The organism is Kitasatospora sp. NPDC054768, from assembly GCF_053612025.1.
The window spans coordinates 1-18,761 of the sequence record NZ_JBSHBN010000178.1 but is presented as its reverse complement, the minus strand read 5'-3'; the positions used below and the strand labels follow the sequence as shown (position 1 = coordinate 18,761).

The following is an 18,761-nucleotide window of genomic DNA, read 5'->3' as shown; positions in this document are numbered from 1 at the left end:
GACGTCCCCGCCTCCCTCACCGACACCGAACTCGCCGTCGTCGACCACTTCCTCACCGCCATCGACGCCATGGGCGGCATCCGACCCGGCCACCACCACGGCCTCACCCGCTGGTTCACCACCGGCAACCTCACCGCCGCCTACCTCTCCCTCGCCGCCGCCCGCCCCCTCCCCCGCACCGGCAACCCCGTCACCTACTGGACCACCCTCGTCACCGCCGGCGAACTCCTCACCACCACCCCCAACCCCGACACCCGCCTCACCTACGCCCTCACCCACTGCCGCACCCAGGCGGCGAAGGGCTTTTCCGGGTAGTGCGATGATCATTCGCTGAGTACTGTGTGCCGTCGAACAGTTGGGCAGCTGTTCGACGGCTGCCCCCGTGCGACGCGCATGCCGCCGACGCACGGAGGTCAGAAAGTGAGCAGACAGATGCAACCGACGTTCGTCCTGGTCCACGGAGCCTTCGCGAACTCCTTCTCCTTCGCGCCGCTTCAAGCCGAACTCGGCCTCCTCGGGCACCGGTCCGTCGCCGTCGACCTCCCGGGGCACGGATTCGCCGCGACGTACCCGGCCGCCTACCAGGCGCCGCAGGACCTCGAAGGGCTCGCCACCGTGCCCGGCGCCATCATGGGCGTCACCCTCGCCGACAACGTCGCGCACCTGATCGGGATCCTGGAGCGGGCCAAGCGCAACGGGCCCGTCGTCCTGGTCTCCCACAGCCGCGGCGGCCTGACGGCCACCGTCGCGGCCAACCAGCGGCCCGACCTGATCGACCGCATCGTCTACGTCTCCTCCTGGGCCCCCGTCGACCTCCCGGTGGGCGCCTACTACGCCGAGCCCGAGATGGCCACGGCCGACGCCGCGGGGATGGCGGCGGCGCTCGTCGGCAACCCCGCCGAACTCGGGCTGCTGCGCTGCAACTTCCGCACCGCCGACCCCGGCATCCTCGCGGGCTTCAAGGCGGCCTTCCTCGCCGACGGCACGGACGACCAGCTCATGGTCTTCCTCAACAGCTTCCAGCCCGACGAGAACCTCGACACCGGCACCCCCGACGACCGGGCGCAGGCCGACACCTGGGGGCGCATCCCCAGGACCTACGTCCGGCTGAGCGAGGACGCCGGCATCCCGCTCGCCATGCAGGACCGGATGATCCGCGAGGGCGACGCGCTCACCCCGGACAATCCCTACGACGTCCGTACGCTCCCCGGCAGCCACCTGAAGTGGCTGGTCGACCCGGCACCGGCCGCCCGGGTCCTGGGCGATCTCGCCGCGCTCCTGCCCACCGAAGCCTGACCGTTCCGTGACGGCTCCCGCGCGGTGGTGGCCACGCCCCCCGGCCTGGCCACCACCGCCCCGCCCCCGCCCGTAGCCCCGCACAGGAAGTCGGCCCCGCCGACTTCCTGTGCGCCGAAGGACCCGGCTCAGGGCTACGTCCTGACCGGTCACACCGCGGCCCACCTCGCCCGCAGCCGGCGCGCGCCACCGAACAGCCACCCGGTCCACTTCTTGGTGAAGACTGCCTCCATGCGAGTGAAGTGCACCCAGATCATCGATCCGCAGAGCGACGAGACGATCGCGGTTCATCCCGCGATACACGTGGGCGGTGTCTACCCGGTCCTGGAGATGATGACCGGACCCGACTACTGGATGATCCGCGTCCTGGACGACAGCGGGAACGACCCCGGCTCATTCTGGGATCCGGCGATGTTCGAGACCGTCGACGCACACCTGCCCTCCAGCTGGACCCTCGTCCTGGAGAACGGCCGCATGCGGCTGGCCCACGCCCTCTGGCAGCGCCCGAACTTCTGGAACGACTACTTCGACAACGACCCCCGGGCCCTGGCGGACTTCCGAGCGGCCAAGCGCGAGCTGCTCGACGACACCGGGCGATGACCGGACGGTGCTATCGCTCGCTCGTGCCCAACCATGCTGCGAGGGTGTCGTGCAGTTGCTCCACCGTCAGGGGCTCCCGTTCCTCCGGCCCCTCGGCAGCCACGGCTGCACGCGCCCCGGGATGGCAGTGGTTCGGGACAGCGGCGACCTCCAGCCGGCCGGCACGCGGGTGGCCGTCCGCAGGGTTGACGTGCGACCGCTCTAGCCCCACCAGCTGACCAGCCGGGCGAGCAGGACCGTCACGAGCTGCCGCTTCGACCATGCCGTCCTCGCCGGCGCATCCTTCGCCGACGCCGAGCCGAGCGGCAGCTCCTTCGCCGACGCCGACCTTTCCGGAGCACGCTTCACCAGGAGCAGCCTGGCCACGGCGTGACTGACGCCCGAGCAGCTGGCGTCCGTCGAGGTCGTACCCGATTCCGACGCGTCGAACGTCCCCGCCTGAGACCTGCCCGGCGCCCTGATCCCCCCAGCCGCCGCGCGGCGGCTACAGCGCGGCCCGGTACGCCTCCAGCCGCTCGGCCAGCTCCTGCGGGTGGCCGAGCATGGGGAGGTGGTCGCCCGGCATCTCGTCCGGGCGGAAGCCGAGCCGCTCCTCGACGTGCCGCCGCAGGAACGCGGGCGGGAAGAACCGGTCGCCGGTGGCCAGCAGGTACCTGGTCGGCACCTGCGGCCAGGCCTCCAGCGGCCACGGCGTCCCGAACGGGGTCGCGGACTGCCGCCGCCCGTGCGTCGCGAGGAGTTCCTCCGCCAGCGCGGCCGGGGTGTCGTGCAGGAACAGGGCGCGCTCGTCCTCCTCCGCGCCCTCTGCCACGCCCCTGCTGCGGTCGGATTCGCGGCGGGCCGCCCAGTAGCCGGTGTTCTCCCACCACGCGCCCGGTGTCTCCCCGGGCGCCGGCACCTGGGCATGCAGCATGACCAGCAGGTCCACCGGCATCCGCGCGCAGACCAGCGGTCCGGTGAAGCCGCCGAACGAGTGCGCGACGACCACGAGCTCGCCCGGCCCGTCCCCGACGGCCGCCACCGCCGCCACCGCCGCGTCCGCGTACTCGGCGAGCCCGGCCGCGTCGTCGTCGCACGGCAGGTCCGGCGCGACCACCTCGTGACCCCGCCCGCGCAACTCGGCCGCCAGCGGCCCCCAGTACCAGGCATCGGCCGCCGCGCCATGGATCAGAACGTACGTCGCCACGGATCACTCCCCGTCCGGAACGGATCACTTCTGGACCGCGCCCGAGCCTACCGACCGGTCCGCCCCCGAACTGCCGGGCGCCACCCGCATACTCGTCCCAACGACCGATCAGCCACCACTCGTTGGGAAAGCCCTTGTTCCGCGACACCGGCCCGCGCAGCATCCGCATACCGACCCACCGCGAGACCGCCGAGGAGTGGGGCGAGCAGATCGCCGCGCTCCGCGCCGCTCCGCCCGGGTGGTCCTTCCTGCTGGGACGGCTGTCCTCCGACGGCTACCTCTGCCACCTCGACCTCAACTACCACCTGGACGGCGAACTCGTCGCCGTCGTCCAGACCTCGCGCCCCGTTCCGGCCGGCCACCGGGTGGGCTCCCTCACCACCCCGCAGTCCCAACTCTCCACCTTCCTGGCCCATTCGGACCGCCTCGACCCGCGCACCCACCTCGCCCCGCTCGACGGCCCGCCCACCCCGGGCGAGGTCCTGCTCCACGGCGTCCGCGTCCCGGTCGAGGTCCACCACAGCCACGGCTGCCGCAGCGCCCTCGTCCCCCGACTCCCCTCCCAGCAGGGCTGTGTGATCGTCACCGCCGCCACCGAGCACTGGGCCACCGCCACCGACCTCGCCCTGCGGCCCCCGGCGGCGTTCTGAGCGGGGCGACGCACCGCCCCCCGCGTGGTTCACCCGGACGGGGCGGCGCGCGCGGCGCCATCGACATGACGGACCGTCATGATTGCGCCGATGGCGATGCGTTCACGCCAATTACCGGCAGAACCTCCCCGGTACGACGGTGCGGGTGGGGTTAGCCTGTGGCCATGGTTGCAAACTGCAAGGAAGAAGTAGCCATGGGCGACGCGGAGTTCGTCAGCGGCCCCGCCCTGATCCTCCGGTCCCTCGCCTCCGACCCCGGCCGGCGGGCCGTCGTCACCGCCGACGGCGCCGGGATCACCGCCGGCGCCCTCGCCGCCGCCGCCTACCGCCTCTCCCACGAGCTGATCGCCCGGGGCGCCGCCCTCGGCACCACCGTGACCCTGCTGACCGGCAACACCCCCGAGGCCCTCGTCGCCCGGTACGCGGCCGGCCTCGCGGGCGCCCGGGTGGTGAACCTGTACGACGGCATGAGCGAGCCGGTCCTGGCCGAGATCTCGGCGAGCGTCGACACGACCCTCCTGCTCGTGGACGCCGAACGGTACGCCTCGGCCGCCCGCCTGCTCCCGCTGCTCGACGGGCCCACCGTCCTCACCCTGGGCCCGGGGCCGGCCGACCGCGCCCCCGGCGCCCTCGGCGAGGACGTCATCGCCGCCGCCGTCCACCGCCCCGCCGAACCGCCGGACGTCCGGATCGGCCCGGAGGACGACCTCGGCATCCGCCACACCGGCGGCACCACCGGCATCCCGAAGGGCATCCTCAGCCTGCACGGGCCCTACCGCCGCGTCTTCGACGCCCCGGTCGGCAGCGACCCGGTCGACGGCGCGCCCCGCCTCCTCGCCGCCACCCCGCTCGCCCACCTCGCCGGGATCATGTCCGACCTGACCCTCCAGCGCGGCGGCACGGTGGTCCTCCAGCGCTCCTTCGACCCCGGCGCGGTCCTGGCCGCCGTCGAACGCGAACGCATCACCGACCTCTGGGTGCTGCCGGCGCTGCTCCACCAACTGCTCGACCACCCGGCGATCGGCCGCACCGACCTGTCCAGCCTGCGGCAGATCCTCTACGGGGGCAGCGCCGCCTCGCCGACCCGGATCCGCGAGGCGCTCAAGGTGTTCGGGCCCGTCCTGGTCGGCGTCTACGGGATGTCGGAGGCGCAGCTGATCTCCTACCTCACCCCGCAGGAGCACGTCCGGATCGGCCCCGACAGCATCCAGGTCCCGGTCGGCCGGCCCGCCCCGGGCGTCGAGGTGGCGATCCGCTCCCTCGACGGCACCGACCTGCCGACCGGCGAACAGGGCGAGGTCCACCTGCGCTCCGACGGCATCATGGCCGGGTACTGGAAGCGGCCCGACCTCACCGCCGCGGTGCTGCGGGACGGCTGGCTGAACACCGGCGACGTCGGCTACTTCGACGAGGACGGCTACCTCTACCTCTCCGACCGGGTCAAGGACCTGATCATCGTGGTCGGCGGGCACGTCTACCCGTCCGAGGTGGAGGACCTCCTCCTCACCCACCCGACCGTCGCCCGCTGCGCGGTCTTCGGCGTCCGCGACGACCAGGAGACGGAGCACGTCCACGTCGCCGTCGTCCCCGCCCCGGGGCAGCGGCCGCGGCTCGACGAACTCCGCGCCTTCGTCACCGAGCGCAAGGGCCGGATCTTCGCCCCCGAGGCGCTCCACCTGGTCGACGAGATCCCGCTGACGCCCGTCGGCAAGCCGGACAAGAAGCGCCTGCGCGAAGCCGCCACGGCCTGAGGGCGGCGAAGTCCAGGGGTGGCGGCGCGGAGGGCCGCCACCCCGCCGGCCCGCGCCCGGCCCTCGCTGCCGCCGGCCCTCCGCGCTACCCCTCCTCGCGGCCGCGGAAGGCCCGGCGGTACTCCCTCGGGGCGACGCCCACCCGGTCCGTGAAGACCGGCCGCAGGGAGACCGCCGAGGCGAAGCCGCAGCGGGTGGCGACGGTGTCGACGGGCAGGTCGGTCTCCTCCAGGAGCCGCTGGGCGGTGAGGACGCGCTGGTCGAGGAGCCAGCGCATCGGGGTGGTGCCGGTGGTGCCGGTGAAGCGGCGGGCGAAGGTGCGGTCGGACATCAGGGCGGCGGCGGCCATCCGGCGCACCGTCCAGGGAGCGTCGAGGGAGGCCGCGACCTCGGCCCGCAGCCGGGCCAGCGGGTCGTCACCGGCGGCGTCCGGGACCGGGGAGGGGATGAACTGGGCCTGGCCGCCCGCCCGGAAGGGCGCGGTGACCATGGCGCGGGCGATGGCGGCGGCGGCCTGCTGGCCGTGGGCGGTGCGGACGAGGTGGAGGCAGAGGTCGATGCCCGCCGCGACGCCCGCCGAGGTCCACAGGCCGTCGCCGCCGGTGAAGAGCACCTCGGGCCGGACCGTCACCGCCGGGAAGCGGCGGGCGAGTTCGGGGGCGAGCGCCCAGTGGGTGGTGGCCTCCCGGCCGTCCAGCAGGCCGGCCTCGGCGAGGACGAAGGCGCCCGCGCAGAGCGAGGCGACCGGGACGCCGGCGGCGGCCACCGCCCGCAGGGCGTCCAGGATCTCCGGGCCGCGCCGGGCGGCCGGGTCCTCGACGCCCGGCACCACCACCAGGTCGCAGGCGGCCAGCGCCGCCGGCCCGTGGTCGGGGACCCGCTCCAGCCCGCCGCCCAGCCGCACCCGGGCGCCCTCCGGCCCGCAGACCCGCAGGTCGAAGGCGGGCAGGCCGGGCCGGGAGGTCCGGTTCGCCCACACCTCGCCGATCACCGCGTAGTCGAAGGCCCGGACACCGTCGAAGATCAGACAACCCACCGTTCGCATGGCAGGAACCTATCGATGGGTGGCCCCGCTGCCCATCACGCCCGCCCGACGACCCCGACCACCATGGACGGCATGACGAACACCGACGCCTTCGACGCCCCCCTCACCCTCGACCAGGACGCCGTCCTGCTGCTCATCGACGTCCAGAAGGGCTTCGAGGACACCGCCTTCTGGGGCCCCCGCGACAACCCGCGGGCCGAGCAGCGGATGGCCGAGCTGATCGCCGCCTGGCAGGCCACCGGCCGCCCGATCGTCACCGTGCAGCACACCTCCCCGGCCGGCCCGCTCGCCGAGGGCACCCCGGGGCACGGGCTGAAGGACTTCGTCGCCGACGTCACCCCCGCCCTGCACATCACCAAGACCGTCAACAGCGCCTTCTACGGCACCCCCGACCTGCACGCCTGGCTCCAGGAACGCGGCGCCCGGCAGGTGGTGGTCACCGGGATCATCACCAACGTCTGCAACGAGACCACCGCCCGGATGGCCGGCAACCTCGGCTACGACGCGGTCTTCCCCGTCGACGCCATGCACTCCTTCGACATGACCGGCCCCGACGGCACCACCGTCCCCGCCGCCGACCTCGCCCGCGCCACGGCCACCACCCTGCACGCGATGCGCTTCGCCAAGGTCGTGACGACGGAGCAGGTGCTCCGGGCGGCTAAGGCCTGAACAGCGGCTCGTACGCGGTGCCCTCCTCCGCGTTGAGCAGCACGTACGAGGTCCCGGGGCCCAGCGCGAGCTCCCGCAGCCGCGCCAGGGCCTCGGCCGGGGAGGGGACGTCGAGCCCGAGCGCGGCGGCCGCCGCGTCCCGGCCGGCGAGCAGGTCGGGCTCGTCCTCCAGGTACTCCTCGGCCGCCCCCGTGCTCTCCTCGACCGTCAGCCGCGGGCAGTCCCGCCACCACGGCACCGCCAGCAGCAGCCGGACCAGCTCCGGCACCCCGACGGCCAGCAGGGCCGCGCCGCCCTCGGAATCGGCGTACAGCACGGGCCGCTCCTCGCCGCCCTCGCCGCAGAGGAAGAAGGTGCCGCCCGCGCCGTCCTTGGCCACCGGCTCCAGGGCCGCGCCCGAGGCGAGCACGACCTCCTCCACGTGCTCGTGGACGTCGAGGGAGAAGTCGCCCGGCCAGGCCAGGAAGTCGGCGGCGTCGGCGTCGGCGCGGATCGCATCGAGGAGGGACATGGCGGCCACCCTACGGACCGCCACGGACACTCCTCAGCCCGCCAGCCGCTCCGCCAGGTACTCCTCCCAGGTCCGCCGCCCGTGCTCGGCCCCCGCCGGGGCCAGGTTCTCCCCCGCCCGGTACGCCCGCCCGACCCTGCCCGGCACCCGCAGCGGCAGGTGCCGGCGGCTGCGGCCGCGCGCCGCGAGGTAGCCGCGGGTCAGCTCGCCCATCTCGTACACCGTGGGGCCGGCCAGGTCGGGCACCGGCCCGGCCGGCCCGTCCAGCGCCAGCTCCACCAGCCGGGCGGCGACCTCCCGCACGTCCACCGGCTGCCAGCGGACCCCGCCGGGGGCCGGGACGAGCGGCAGCCGGGCCATCTTCTCCGCCACCGTGAACGCCAGGTCGTGGAACTGCGCGGCCCGCAGGATCGTGTACGGCAGGCCCGAGTCGGCCACCGCCCGCTCGGCGGCGTGCTTGGCCCGGAAGTAGCCGAGCGGCAGCCGGTCCGCGCCGATCACCGAGATGTACACCAGGTGCCGCACCCCGGCCCGCCGCGCGGCGGCGACCAGCAGCCGGGTGGCGACGTCGTCGCCCTTGGGGCCGCCGGCCAGGTGCAGCACGGTGTCCACCCCGGCCAGCGCCGCGTCCAGCTGCCGGGCCGCCGTCGCCGGGTCGCCGAGGAGGTCGCCGCGCACGTACGTCACGCCGTCGGCGTCCGGACGGTCCTGCCGGCTGAGCACGCGCACCGGCGGCCCGGCCGCGCGCAGCAGCGGGACCACCTGCCGGCCCAGGGTTCCGGTCCCGCCGGTGACCAGCACGGTGTGCTTCGTCATGATCGTCTCCGTTTCGTCCCGGGCAGGGAGTTGATCTCCCCGCCGCGGCCGTTGTTGGGTGGCTCCTGCTGCCCTGACCCCCGGCGACGAAGGAATGTGACACGTGGACGAGAAGGTGGACGAGAGCTCTGCCCGGGCCGCGCTCTTCGAGGAGCAGCGCCCGCACCTGCGCGCCGTCGCGTACCGGATGCTCGGCTCGATCAGCGAGGCCGAGGACGCCCTCCAGGAGGCCTGGCTCCGCTACGACCGCACCGACACCGCCGGCGTGGCCAACCTCGGCGGCTGGCTCACCACGGTGGTCTCGCGGGTCTGCCTGAACCTGCTGCGCACCCGCGCCCAGCGCCGCGAGGAGCCGCTGGAACCCGCCGGGCCGGGCGGCGAGCCGGGCCCGCCGCGCATCCCGGACCCGCTGCTGCGGCGCGAGGGCGTCGTGGACCCGGAGCAGGAGGTGATGCTCGCGGACTCGGTCGGGCTGGCGCTGATGGTGGTGATGGAGTCGCTGTCACCGGCCGAGCGGGTCGCCTTCGTGCTGCACGACCTCTTCGCGGTGCCGTTCGAGGAGATCGCCCCGCTGATCGAGAGGACCGCCGCCGCCACCCGCCAGCTGGCCAGCCGGGCCCGCCGCAAGGTGCAGGGGCAGGCGCCCGCGCCCGACCCGGACCTCGGCCGGCAGCGGCGGGCCGTGGACGCCTTCTTCGCCGCCGCCCGCAACGGCGACCTGGACGCGCTCGTCGCCGTGCTCGACCCGGACGTGGTGCTGCGCTCGGACGGCGGCACGGCGATGGCCCGGCACACGGTGGTGCTCTCGGGCGCCGGCACGGTGGCCGGCCAGGCCGTCCTGTGGGGCACGCTGTCGCCGTTCGCCCGCCCGGCGCTGGTCAACGGCACCGCCGGCGCGGTGGTCGTCGGCGACAACGGCCGGGCGCTGTCGATCATGGCCTTCACCGTGGTGGACGGCGCGATCGTCGCGATCGACGTGCTCACCGACCCGGAGCGGCTGGCGGCCCTGGACCTCACGGACTTCCGGGAGCAGTGACGCGCGGGCGCACGGAGCGGGGCGGGAGGGCCGTCGCCCTCCCACCCCGTTCCACACTCCTGCGCCCCCCTTGAGCAGGCGCGCCCCTTGAGCAGGCGTCATCGTGAGCAGGCGTCATCGTGAGCAGGCGCCATCGTGAGCAGGCGCCATCGTGAGCAGGCGTCACCAGCCCTGGGCGACCACCCAGTCGGCCAGCTTGCGGGCGCAGTCGTCGACCGCCTCCTTCCAGCTGTGCTCCGCACCGTCCCCGGCCTCGTCGCTGACGTGCTTGACCAGCCGCACCGGCAGCCCGGCCCGGTGCGCGACGGTGGCGACGGCGTAGCCCTCCATGTCCACCAGGTCGGCGTGCTCGGCGAGCCGGTCGCGGGCGTCCACGTCGGAGACGAAGAGGTCCCCGGTGGCCAGCACCGGGCCGTCTCCCTTGCCGATCACCAGCGGGGCGCCGTACTCACGCCCGGTGAGCGCGTGCAGGGCGGCGGTGTCGAGGTCGTGCTGGATCACCTGGACCACGTGGTGGGTGCCCTCCCAGCCGGGGCGCAGCGCACCGGCCGTGCCGAGATTGATCACCTCGGAGGGCTTCTCGCCCTGCGCGAGGACGGTGGCCAGCGCGACGGCGGCGTTGACCTTCCCGATCCCGGTGAGCAGCACGGGCAGGCGGTCGTCCAGGTGGGCGGCCTCCTCGCGCACGGCGACGACGAGCAGCGGGCGGTCGGACGAGATCGTTCCAAGCAGGCGCATACCTCCATCGTACGGAGCGAGGGGTCGCCGCACCCGGGATCGCGCGCCCTCAAGCGGACCCCCGCGCTCCGCCCGGCCGGGGGAACCGCGTAGGGTGCGGCCCGCGTCGGACGGTTCGCCACCTCTCGGGACGACCGGTGGGAGCGGCCCGAGCCGAAAGGGCCGGACCGACGGCACGGGCGGTACCGGCGGCACCGGCGGCACCAGTGGTACCGGCCGTCCCGGGAACGTGCACGACATGCTCAAGATCGGCGCAAGTCAGGTGTGGCCGGGGGGAGTCACGGCCATACTGCTGCCATCGGTCGGGCCCCGGGGACGGGCCCGGCCCCAGGGGAGGATGAGGCGGGTGGCAACACCAGTAGGCAGCGGCGCGTCCGGCGCCGCGTTCCCGGCACGGCCGAACCAGCTGCCGGGGGCACCGGGCGCAGCAGTGGCGACGGCCGCACCGGCCGTCCCCGGATCGGCCCCGCTCGCGAAGTCCGGCGGGGCGCCCCCGGCACCCAGACCCGGCGGGGCGCCCGCGAAGCGCCCTCCGGCGGCCGTCGCCACCGGCGTGCGCGCCCGGCTCGCGCAGGCCACCCGCACACCCCCCGGCCGGCTGCGGCTGGCCGGCGTGGTGCTCGCGGTGCTCACCGTGGCCTTCGGCGGGCTCACCGCCTGGCAACTGGAGACCAGGGCCCAGGCCGCCGACCGGGTGGTCTCGTACAGCCAGCCGCTCAGCCGGGACGCCGCCGAGATCCACCGCAACCTGGCCGACGCCGCCACCACCGCGGCCAGCGGCTTCCTGCTGGCCGGCGCCGAGCCCGACGAGGTCCGCAACCGCTACGAGCAGGACATCGCCACCGCCGCCAAGCTGATCGCCCAGGCCGCCGCCCGGACCACCGCGACCTCGCCCGCGCAGGGCTCGCTCGCCCGGCTGAACCAGCAACTCCCGGTGTACGCCGGCCTGGTGGAGACCGCGCGGGCCGACAACCGGCAGGGCATACCGCTCGGCGGCGCCTACCTGCGGTACGCCTCCGAGCAGATGCAGACCGTCCTGCTGCCGACCGCCGCCGAACTGGCCGCCGTCGAGGACCGGGAGCTGTCCGACGACTACGCCGAGGCCAGAGCGGTCCCGTGGGCGGCGTACGGCCTGGCGCTGGTCGCCCTGGCCGCGCTGGCCTGGGTGCAGCTGACGCTGTTCCGCCGCACCAACCGGGTGTTCAACATCGGGCTGCTGGGCGCCACCGCCGCCGTCCTGTCCGGCGCCCTGTGGCTCACCGTCACCGGGCTGACCACCAGCTCGGCGCTCCAGCGGAGCAACCGGGAGGGCGCGGCCCCGCTGCGGGCGCTCAACACCGCCCGGGTGGACGTCCTGACCGCCCGGCTGGCGGAGAACCTGCACTTCGTCGCCCGCGGCTCGACCACCAAGTACGCCGACCAGTGGACGAAGGCCACCGAACACCTGGCCGGAGCCAAGGACCTCCCGCCGGACCGGTCCAACGGCTCCCTGCCGCAGGCCGTCCGGCTGGCGCCGTCGGCCGCCGTGTCGAGCGTCGTGGACGCCTCGAAGCAGTTCGACGAGTGGCGCCGGCGGCACGACGACGCCCGCGCCCTGGAGGTCGACAACGCCGACTACCAGGGCGCCCTGGAGGCCACCGTGACGGCCAAGGGCGACGCGGCCACCGCCGACGCCGCCTTCAACGCCACCGACAAGGCGCTCGCCCGGGCCGCCGACATCGAGCAGGACCGCTTCGACAAGGCCGCCGAGGGCACCGGCGGGGACCTGCGCGCCGCCGCCGTCGCCGCCGCGCTGCTCGGCCTGGTGGCCGCGACCGCCGCGCTGCGGGGCCTGGGCCGGCGACTGGCCGAGTACCGGTGACGGGCAGAGGGGGAGACGCAATGCGCACCAGAGGATCCAGCGGATCGAGGAGAAGGACCAGGCCCGCCGCCGCGCTCGCGCTGCTGGCGGCCGGCACGGCCGTGCTCACCGGGGGCGGCCCGGTCGGCGCCGCACCGGCGGCCACGACCGCCGCGCCCCTGGCCGTCCAGGAGGAGCAGGCCCCGGCCGACGGCTGCGACATCTACAGGAGCGTGCCGCCGAGCACCGACGACGGCCCGGCCGTGAAGGCCATCAAGGCCCGGCGCAGCCTGGTGATCGGCGTGGACCAGAACAGCTACCGCTGGGGCGCCCGCAACCCGAACACCGGCCAGATCGAGGGCTTCGACATCGACCTCGCCCGGGCGATCGGCGCGGCCGTCATGGGCGACCCGGACAAGGTGGTGCTCAAGCCGGTGGCCACGGCCGACCGGATCGACGCCATCAAGAAGGGCCGGGTCGACCTGATCGTCCGCACCATGACGATCAACTGCAAGCGGATGGAGGACGTCGCCTTCTCCAAGCCGTACTTCAACATCAGCCAGCGCGTCCTGGTGCCGAAGTCGTCGCCGGCGAAGAACATCGACGACGCGGTCAAGGACAAGGCGGTCTGCGCCGCCGACGGCTCCACCGCCCTGACCGTGGTCAAGGAGAAGAAGACCGCCCGGCAGGTCGTCACGGTGGAGAACCAGCTGGACTGCCTGGTCCTGATGCAGCTCGGCAAGGTCGACGCCACCATGACCGACAACGGCCTGGCGGCCGGCCAGGCCGCGCAGGACCAGACCGTGCGGATCGTGGACGGCGAGGCCCAGCCGGAGGTGATCGGCGTCGCCATGCTGAAGGACAGCACCGACCTGGCCGCCCGGGTCAACCAGGTCCTGGCCGACTACTACGCGCGCGGCGACTGGACCCGTTCGTACGAACACTGGCTCAAGCCGTACATGCTCAACGAGGCCGAGCACTACTGGCCCGCACCGCACTGATCCGGCGTCGGGGCAGGTCCGGGGGCGGCGCGCGGGACGGCGCGGGACGGCGCGGGACGGCGCGCAGGACGGCGCGGGAGAGGTGGCGCACGATCCGTCAGCGGGGCGTTGACGGCACGTTGACGCCCCGCGCCCGCTCCGCCCGAACGGCCACCGGCTAGGGTTCGGGACGATCACCACGGGGAGACCGGTGGTGGACACGGGGGTTGTCGTGGGACCGCACGTCCGGTACGTCGAGCACGTCAGGTACGTCGGGATCGCACGCGAGGAAGGAAGGACACCGCGGTGGCGGCATCGGCTGGCCCGGTACTGAGCCGGGAGGAGGTCGACCGCGCGCTCGCCCGCCTCGGCGCGGAGCGGGACGCGGTCGAGTCGGCGCTGCTCGCCCTCCAGGACCACCCGGGCCTGCGGCTGCTGGACGGCGCCGAGCTGTCCGGGCGCACCCTGGAGCGCTGGTCGGTCGCCGGCAAGGGACTGCCGCTGCTCTGGGCGCTGTTCGACCGCTACTCCGAGGCCCTGGCCTCGGCCCGGGCCGTCCGGGCCCGCAAGGCCAAGCCCGGCACACCCGAACTCGCCGAGCTGAGCGAACTGCTGACCGGCGACGCGGTGACCGTCCCGGGCGGGGTGGTGCCGGACGGCCCGCAGGTGCTCGGCGCGCCCGCCAAGCTGGTCGAACGGATCAGCCTGGACGCGCTGATGACCCGGATGAACTCCTGGTACGCCACCGTTCTGGAGGTGGTCAGCGCCGCCGACGCGGTCTGGTCGGCGCTGCCGGCCCGGATCGACCTGCTGCTGGCCGAGCTCCAGCGGGTGCGCACCCTGGCCGCCTCGCTCGGCGTGCGCACCGGCGCCCACCCGCTGGGCGACGACCTGGCCGGCATCGAGAAGGACCTCACCGAGCTGCGCACCGAGGTGCGCGGGGACCCGCTGGCACTGTGGCGCCCGGCCCGGGTGCCCGCCCAGCGCGGCACGGTCCCGGAGGGCTCGGCCTTCGCCGGCCCGGCCGGGGTGGTGGACACCGAGCGGTTCGACCGGGCCGGGCGGGCACTGGACGGCGTCCGGCTGGAGCTGGAGGACCTGCTGCGGCTGCGCGACGAGGCCGAGGACCGCCTCCAGGGCGTCGGCGACCTGCTCCAGCGGGCCGACGCCACCCTGGCCGAGGCCCGCCGGGCGCGCGGCGAGGTGCTGGCGAAGATAGCGTCCAGCGACGTCCCGGCGGTGCCCGGACCGGCCTCGGCGCTGCGCGAGCGGATCGTCGCGGCGCTGGACCTGCGCCAGGCCGGGCAGTGGGGCCGGCTGGCGCCGCTGCTGGACACGCTGGAGGACGCCGCCGCCAAGGAGCTGACCCGGGCCCGGCAGTCGCTCTCCGAGGTGACCCAGCCGCTGGCCGTCCGGGCCGAGCTGCGCGGCCGGCTGGACGCCTACAAGGCGATGGCGGCCCGGCTGCGGGTCTCCGAGGACCCGGAAGTGATCGAACGGTACGAGAAGGCGCGCTGGCTGCTGTGGAGCGCGCCCTGCGACCTGCGGGCGGCGGCCGCCGCGGTGGCCCGGTTCCAGCAGTCGCTGCGGCCGGCCCACACCGAGGCCGGAACCGGGCAGGCTCAGGAGGCGGCCGGCCGGCCGCCGGCCGACGGAGAGGTTCAGGGGGGCTGAGGTTGATGGGCGGGACGTGCGAACGGCCGGAGTGCTCCGGCAGCGGCAGGATCGACGCCGACGGCTACTGCGACGAGTGCGGGCTGGCCCCGGCGGCCAGGACCACCGCCACGCCCGGGGGGGCGACGACGGGGACCGCGGGGACGGGAGCACCGACGACGGGAGCACCGACGACGGGAGCACCGGGGACGGCAGCACCGGGAACCGGAGCACCGGCGTCCGCCGGCCCCGGCTCGCCCTGCCCGCGCGACTGCTCCGGCACCATCGACCCGGACGGCTACTGCGACGAGTGCGGCCTGACCCCGCCCGGCGGCGACACCGGTGTCACCCAGCCGTACGTCCCCTCCGCCCGGGTCTCCCCCGGTTCCGGCCCCACCGGCTCCGGCCACGGCTCCGGCGGCCCGGCCCGTTCGATGTCGGCCCGCACCGGCTCGGCCCGTACGATGTCCGGCCGTTCCCGCTCGCACCGCTCCACCCGCACCGGCAGCGGCCGCTCGCTCTCGGTCCGCTCCACCCGGGGCGGCGGCACCGCGGGCACCCGCAGCCGGCTGGGCGCCGGCCTGGTCACCGTGCCGACCGTCGAGGCGGCCGACCCGTCCCGGGCGGTGCTGGCCAACCCCGAGGTGCCCGAGCGCAAGCGGTTCTGCTCCAAGTGCGAGGCCCCGGTGGGCCGGGAGAAGAACGGCAGCCCGGGCCGCCCGGACGGCTTCTGCACCAAGTGCGGCACGCCGTACTCGTTCACGCCCAAGCTGCGCCGCGGCGACCTGGTCGGCGGGCAGTACGAGGTGGTGGGCTGCCTGGCGCACGGCGGGCTCGGCTGGATCTACCTGGCGGTGGACCGGCGGGTCAACGACAAGTGGGTGGTGCTCAAGGGCCTGCTGGACACCGGCGACGAGGACGCGCTCGCGGTGGCCGTCGCCGAGCGGCGGTTCCTGGCCGAGGTGGACCACCCGAACATCGTCCGGATCATCAACTTCGCCGAACACCCGGACCTGCGCACCGGCGCCACCGACGGCTACATCGTGATGGAGTACGTCGGCGGGAAGTCGCTCAAGGACATCGCCAACGAGCGCCGCACCGCGGACGGCCGGCGCGAGCCGCTGCCGGTCGAGCAGGCGATCGCCTACGCGCTGGAGGCGCTGCCGGCCCTGGGGTACCTGCACGGCCGGGGCCTGGTGTACTGCGACTTCAAGATCGACAACGTGATCCAGAGCGGCGACACGCTCAAGATCATAGACATGGGCGCGGTCCGCCGGCTCGACGACGACGGCCCGATCTACGGCACCATCGGCTACCAGGCCCCGGAGATCGCCACCGACGGCCCCTCCGTCGCCTCCGACCTGTACACCGTGGCCCGCACCCTCGCGGTGCTCACCTTCGACTTCCAGGGCTACAGCGGCACCTACCGCGACTCGCTGCCCGGCCCCGAGCAGGTCGAGGCCTTCGCCCGGTACGAGTCCTACTACCGCTTCCTGGTCCGCGCCACCGACCCGGACCCGGCCCGCCGCTTCGCCTCCGCCGAGGAGATGGCCGACCAGCTCACCGGCGTGCTGCGGGAGATCATGGCCCTCCAGGACGACCGGCCCCGGCCCGCGCCGTCCACCCTGTTCGGCCCCGAACTGCGCGTCGTCGACACCGAGCTGGTGCTGCCCACCGAACAGGCCGGACAGCTCCGGGTGGCCCCCCTGGACCCGGCCGCCGCCGCCCTCGCACTGCCCGTACCCCGGGTCGACCCCGGTGACCCCAACGCCGGCTTCCTGGCCGTCCTGGTCACCCCCGACCCCGAGGAGACGCTCGCCGCGCTGGCCGCCGCGCCCACCGTCTCGGTCGAGAGCCGGCTGCGCGAACTGCGCACCCTGCTCGAACTCGGCCGCCACCCGGACGCCGTGCGCCGCCTCGCCGAACTGGAACAGGACCAGCCGGACGACTGGCGGGTGGTCTGGTACCGCGGCCTGACCGCGCTGGTCGGCAGCGAGGCCCCGCCCCGGGCCGAGGAGCGCGCCGGCGCCGAGAGCGAGGAGCGCCCGGAGGCGAGCGGGCGGGTCACGGCCCTGCGGGCCGCCGCGGAGGCCTTCGACGCGGTCTACGACGCCTTCCCCGGCGAGGCCGCCCCCAAGCTGGCCCTCGCCATCTGCGCCGAACTGCTCGCCGACGGCGGCGACGCGGCCGAGTTCTACCGACTGGTGTGGGCCACCGACCACGCCTACCTGAGCGCCGCCTTCGGGCTGGCCCGGGTCCGGCTGGCCGAGGAGGACCGGACCGGCGCGGTCCGCGTCCTGGAGACCGTCCCGGCCACCTCCAACCAGTACACGGCCGCCCGGATCGCCGCCGTCCGGGCCCGGCTGCGCGAGCGCCCGGCCACCGACGACCTGGCCGTCGACCTCGGCGCGAGCTCCGCGCAGCTGACCGCGCTGCGGCTGGACTCCCGCCGCCGCGAGGAGCTCGCGGTCGAGGTGCTCGACGCGGCCCTCGGCTGGGTCGGCGCCGAGGCGGCCGCCGGCCGACGGGCCACCGACCTGGTGGTACTGGGACGTCCCGCACAGGAGCGGGAACTGCGCTTCGCCCTGGAACAGTCCTACCGGGTACTCGCCCGGTTGGCCGACCGGGCCGAGATCAGGATCGAGATGGTGGAACGGGCCAACCGTGCCCGTCCCAGGACGTGGGTGTAGCAGATGCCGCAGCAGACCGAGTGCCCGAGCTGTTCGGAGCCGATGGACCAGGAGGACGCCTTCTGCGGCTCCTGCGGGACCGGCCGGAACGGCCGGGCGGCCCCCGGCTCGATGCCGGCGAGCTGGGCCGCCGCGCGCGGCGAGGCCGTACCGTCGCCGCGCGGGCCGGTCTGCGTGCACTGCGGGCAGCCGCAGGTCGCCCCGGACGGCTACTGCGAGGGCTGCGGCGGCGCCCAGCCGCGCCCGCGCGACCACATGGAGAAGTCGCTCGGGGGCGTCGCCGGGGTCAGCGACCGCGGCGTGCGCCACCACCGCAACGAGGACTCCTTCACCGTCGCCGCGACCTCGCTGCCCGGCGGCGAGCCGGTCGTGGTCGCCGTGGTGTGCGACGGCGTCTCCTCCTCCGACCGCCCGGACGAGGCCTCGGAGACGGCCGTGGACGCCGCCTCCGAGTCGCTGCTGACCGCCCTGGAGGCCGGCCGGGACCCGAACCGGGCGATGCACCAGGCCATCGCCGACGCCGCCAAGGCCGTCGCCGACCTCGCCACCGACGGCGCCGGCCCCACCCGCCCCGACCTCAACGCGCCCGCCTGCACCTACGTCAGCGCCATAGCCGCGGGCGGACGGGTCACCATCGGGTGGGTCGGCGACACCCGGGCGTACTGGATCCCGGACGACCGCGCCGCCGCCGAGCCCTTCCGGCTCACCCAGGACGACTCCTGGGCGGCCCGGATGGTCGAGGCCGGGCTGATGAGCGAGGCCGAGGCCTACTCCGACCCCCGCGCGCACGCGATCACCGGCTGGCTCGGCGCCGACGCCGAGGAGGTCGTGCCGCACACCCTCGACTTCACCCCGCACGTCCCCGGGGTGGTGCTGATCTGCACCGACGGGCTGTGGAACTACGCCGAGGCGGCCACCGACCTGGCGTACTACGTGCGCCCGGACGCCCGCACCGAGCCGCTCGCCACCGCACAGACCCTGGTGAAGTTCGCGGTCGCGGCCGGCGGCCACGACAACATCACCGTCGCCGTGCTGCCGATCGACCCGCCGGCCGCCGCCGTCGAGGAGGCCGAGCAGAGCCCCACCGCGCTGGACCTGCCGGTGATCGCTCCGCGGCCGGCCGGCCGACCGGCCGCGGAGGAGGACGAGGACCACGATCCGACCCTGCCGGACCTCCCGGTGATCGGCTCCCCCGCCGCCCCGCTGCCCCCGGTCCCGCCGGTCCCGCCGGCGCCGCCGGCGCCGCCGGAGGTGCCCCCGGCGCCGACCGTCCCGCCGGTCGTCCCCGCCGCTCCGGCCC

General features: G+C 75.0%; 17 protein-coding genes and 1 pseudogene. 13 read left to right on the top strand and 5 right to left on the bottom strand.

Annotated elements, in window-relative coordinates; genetic code table 11:
• The 4 genes and pseudogenes from ACWGKU_RS35070 to ACWGKU_RS35055 all read left to right on the top strand — a co-directional run.
• Nucleotides 1-315 (top strand): annotated as a pseudogene (locus ACWGKU_RS35070) (hypothetical protein); the annotation flags it as partial.
• A 117-nt stretch (nucleotides 316-432) separates the two neighbouring features.
• Nucleotides 433-1,296 carry an alpha/beta hydrolase gene (locus ACWGKU_RS35065; protein ID WP_452181103.1) on the top strand — a complete coding sequence of 288 codons (864 nt, stop codon included), beginning with the start codon at nucleotides 433-435 and terminating at the stop codon, nucleotides 1,294-1,296.
• Between the two features lie 231 nt (nucleotides 1,297-1,527).
• Nucleotides 1,528-1,896 (top strand): hypothetical protein, encoded by a 369-nt coding sequence (locus ACWGKU_RS35060; RefSeq protein WP_401048999.1) that lies wholly within the window; start codon nucleotides 1,528-1,530, stop codon nucleotides 1,894-1,896.
• A gap of 214 nt (nucleotides 1,897-2,110) precedes the next feature.
• Nucleotides 2,111-2,269, top strand: coding sequence for a pentapeptide repeat-containing protein (locus ACWGKU_RS35055; RefSeq protein ID WP_452180559.1), 159 nt, complete (start codon nucleotides 2,111-2,113; stop codon nucleotides 2,267-2,269).
• A gap of 111 nt (nucleotides 2,270-2,380) precedes the next feature.
• On the opposite strand, the gene ACWGKU_RS35050 is transcribed toward ACWGKU_RS35055, so the two are convergent.
• The gene (locus tag ACWGKU_RS35050) at nucleotides 2,381-3,082 is read right to left on the bottom strand and encodes an alpha/beta hydrolase (RefSeq protein ID WP_401048997.1); all 702 of its coding nucleotides are present in this window, start codon (nucleotides 3,080-3,082) and stop codon (nucleotides 2,381-2,383) included.
• 122 nt (nucleotides 3,083-3,204) lie between these two features.
• Between ACWGKU_RS35050 and ACWGKU_RS35045 the strand changes: the two genes are divergently transcribed.
• Complete coding sequence (locus ACWGKU_RS35045) at nucleotides 3,205-3,732, top strand: hypothetical protein (RefSeq protein WP_401048995.1); 528 nt, start codon at nucleotides 3,205-3,207, stop codon at nucleotides 3,730-3,732.
• A gap of 194 nt (nucleotides 3,733-3,926) precedes the next feature.
• A complete protein-coding gene (locus ACWGKU_RS35040; protein ID WP_452180558.1) occupies nucleotides 3,927-5,483 on the top strand; it encodes an AMP-binding protein in 1,557 nt (518 codons plus the stop codon).
• Nucleotides 5,484-5,568: 85 nt separating this feature from the next.
• On the opposite strand, the gene ACWGKU_RS35035 is transcribed toward ACWGKU_RS35040, so the two are convergent.
• Nucleotides 5,569-6,528 (bottom strand): GlxA family transcriptional regulator, encoded by a 960-nt coding sequence (locus ACWGKU_RS35035; protein WP_452180557.1) that lies wholly within the window; start codon nucleotides 6,526-6,528, stop codon nucleotides 5,569-5,571.
• 72 nt (nucleotides 6,529-6,600) lie between these two features.
• Here ACWGKU_RS35035 and ACWGKU_RS35030 point away from each other — a divergent pair, with 72 nt between their 5' ends.
• Nucleotides 6,601-7,197, top strand: a complete 597-nt coding sequence (locus tag ACWGKU_RS35030; RefSeq protein ID WP_387685446.1) for an isochorismatase family protein — start codon at nucleotides 6,601-6,603, stop codon at nucleotides 7,195-7,197.
• On the opposite strand, the gene ACWGKU_RS35025 is transcribed toward ACWGKU_RS35030, so the two are convergent.
• Together ACWGKU_RS35025 and ACWGKU_RS35020 are read right to left on the bottom strand one after the other, a co-directional pair.
• Nucleotides 7,187-7,708 carry a hypothetical protein gene (locus ACWGKU_RS35025; RefSeq protein ID WP_452180556.1) on the bottom strand — a complete coding sequence of 174 codons (522 nt, stop codon included), beginning with the start codon at nucleotides 7,706-7,708 and terminating at the stop codon, nucleotides 7,187-7,189. The two genes, ACWGKU_RS35030 and ACWGKU_RS35025, sit on opposite strands and share 11 nt — an antisense overlap.
• A gap of 33 nt (nucleotides 7,709-7,741) precedes the next feature.
• Complete coding sequence (locus ACWGKU_RS35020) at nucleotides 7,742-8,524, bottom strand: SDR family oxidoreductase (RefSeq protein ID WP_452180555.1); 783 nt, start codon at nucleotides 8,522-8,524, stop codon at nucleotides 7,742-7,744.
• Nucleotides 8,525-8,627: 103 nt separating this feature from the next.
• Here ACWGKU_RS35020 and ACWGKU_RS35015 point away from each other — a divergent pair, with 103 nt between their 5' ends.
• Entirely contained in the window at nucleotides 8,628-9,560 is a 933-nt protein-coding gene (locus ACWGKU_RS35015) for a sigma-70 family RNA polymerase sigma factor (protein ID WP_380545693.1), read from the top strand.
• Between the two features lie 162 nt (nucleotides 9,561-9,722).
• On the opposite strand, the gene ACWGKU_RS35010 is transcribed toward ACWGKU_RS35015, so the two are convergent.
• Entirely contained in the window at nucleotides 9,723-10,298 is a 576-nt protein-coding gene (locus ACWGKU_RS35010; protein ID WP_401052183.1) for a nucleosidase, read from the bottom strand.
• Nucleotides 10,299-10,644: 346 nt separating this feature from the next.
• Here ACWGKU_RS35010 and ACWGKU_RS35005 point away from each other — a divergent pair, with 346 nt between their 5' ends.
• The 5 genes from ACWGKU_RS35005 to ACWGKU_RS34985 all read left to right on the top strand — a co-directional run.
• Nucleotides 10,645-12,159 carry a hypothetical protein gene (locus tag ACWGKU_RS35005; protein ID WP_452180554.1) on the top strand — a complete coding sequence of 505 codons (1,515 nt, stop codon included), beginning with the start codon at nucleotides 10,645-10,647 and terminating at the stop codon, nucleotides 12,157-12,159.
• A 20-nt stretch (nucleotides 12,160-12,179) separates the two neighbouring features.
• Nucleotides 12,180-13,139, top strand: coding sequence for a glutamate ABC transporter substrate-binding protein (locus ACWGKU_RS35000; protein WP_401052178.1), 960 nt, complete (start codon nucleotides 12,180-12,182; stop codon nucleotides 13,137-13,139).
• A 285-nt stretch (nucleotides 13,140-13,424) separates the two neighbouring features.
• Complete coding sequence (locus ACWGKU_RS34995; RefSeq protein WP_401052176.1) at nucleotides 13,425-14,792, top strand: hypothetical protein; 1,368 nt, start codon at nucleotides 13,425-13,427, stop codon at nucleotides 14,790-14,792.
• A gap of 5 nt (nucleotides 14,793-14,797) precedes the next feature.
• Complete coding sequence (locus tag ACWGKU_RS34990; RefSeq protein ID WP_452180553.1) at nucleotides 14,798-17,461, top strand: tetratricopeptide repeat protein; 2,664 nt, start codon at nucleotides 14,798-14,800, stop codon at nucleotides 17,459-17,461.
• Nucleotides 17,462-17,464: 3 nt separating this feature from the next.
• Nucleotides 17,465-18,761, top strand: a 1,297-nt coding sequence (locus tag ACWGKU_RS34985; RefSeq protein WP_452191704.1) for a protein phosphatase 2C domain-containing protein, incomplete at its 3' end; no start/stop codon positions are given.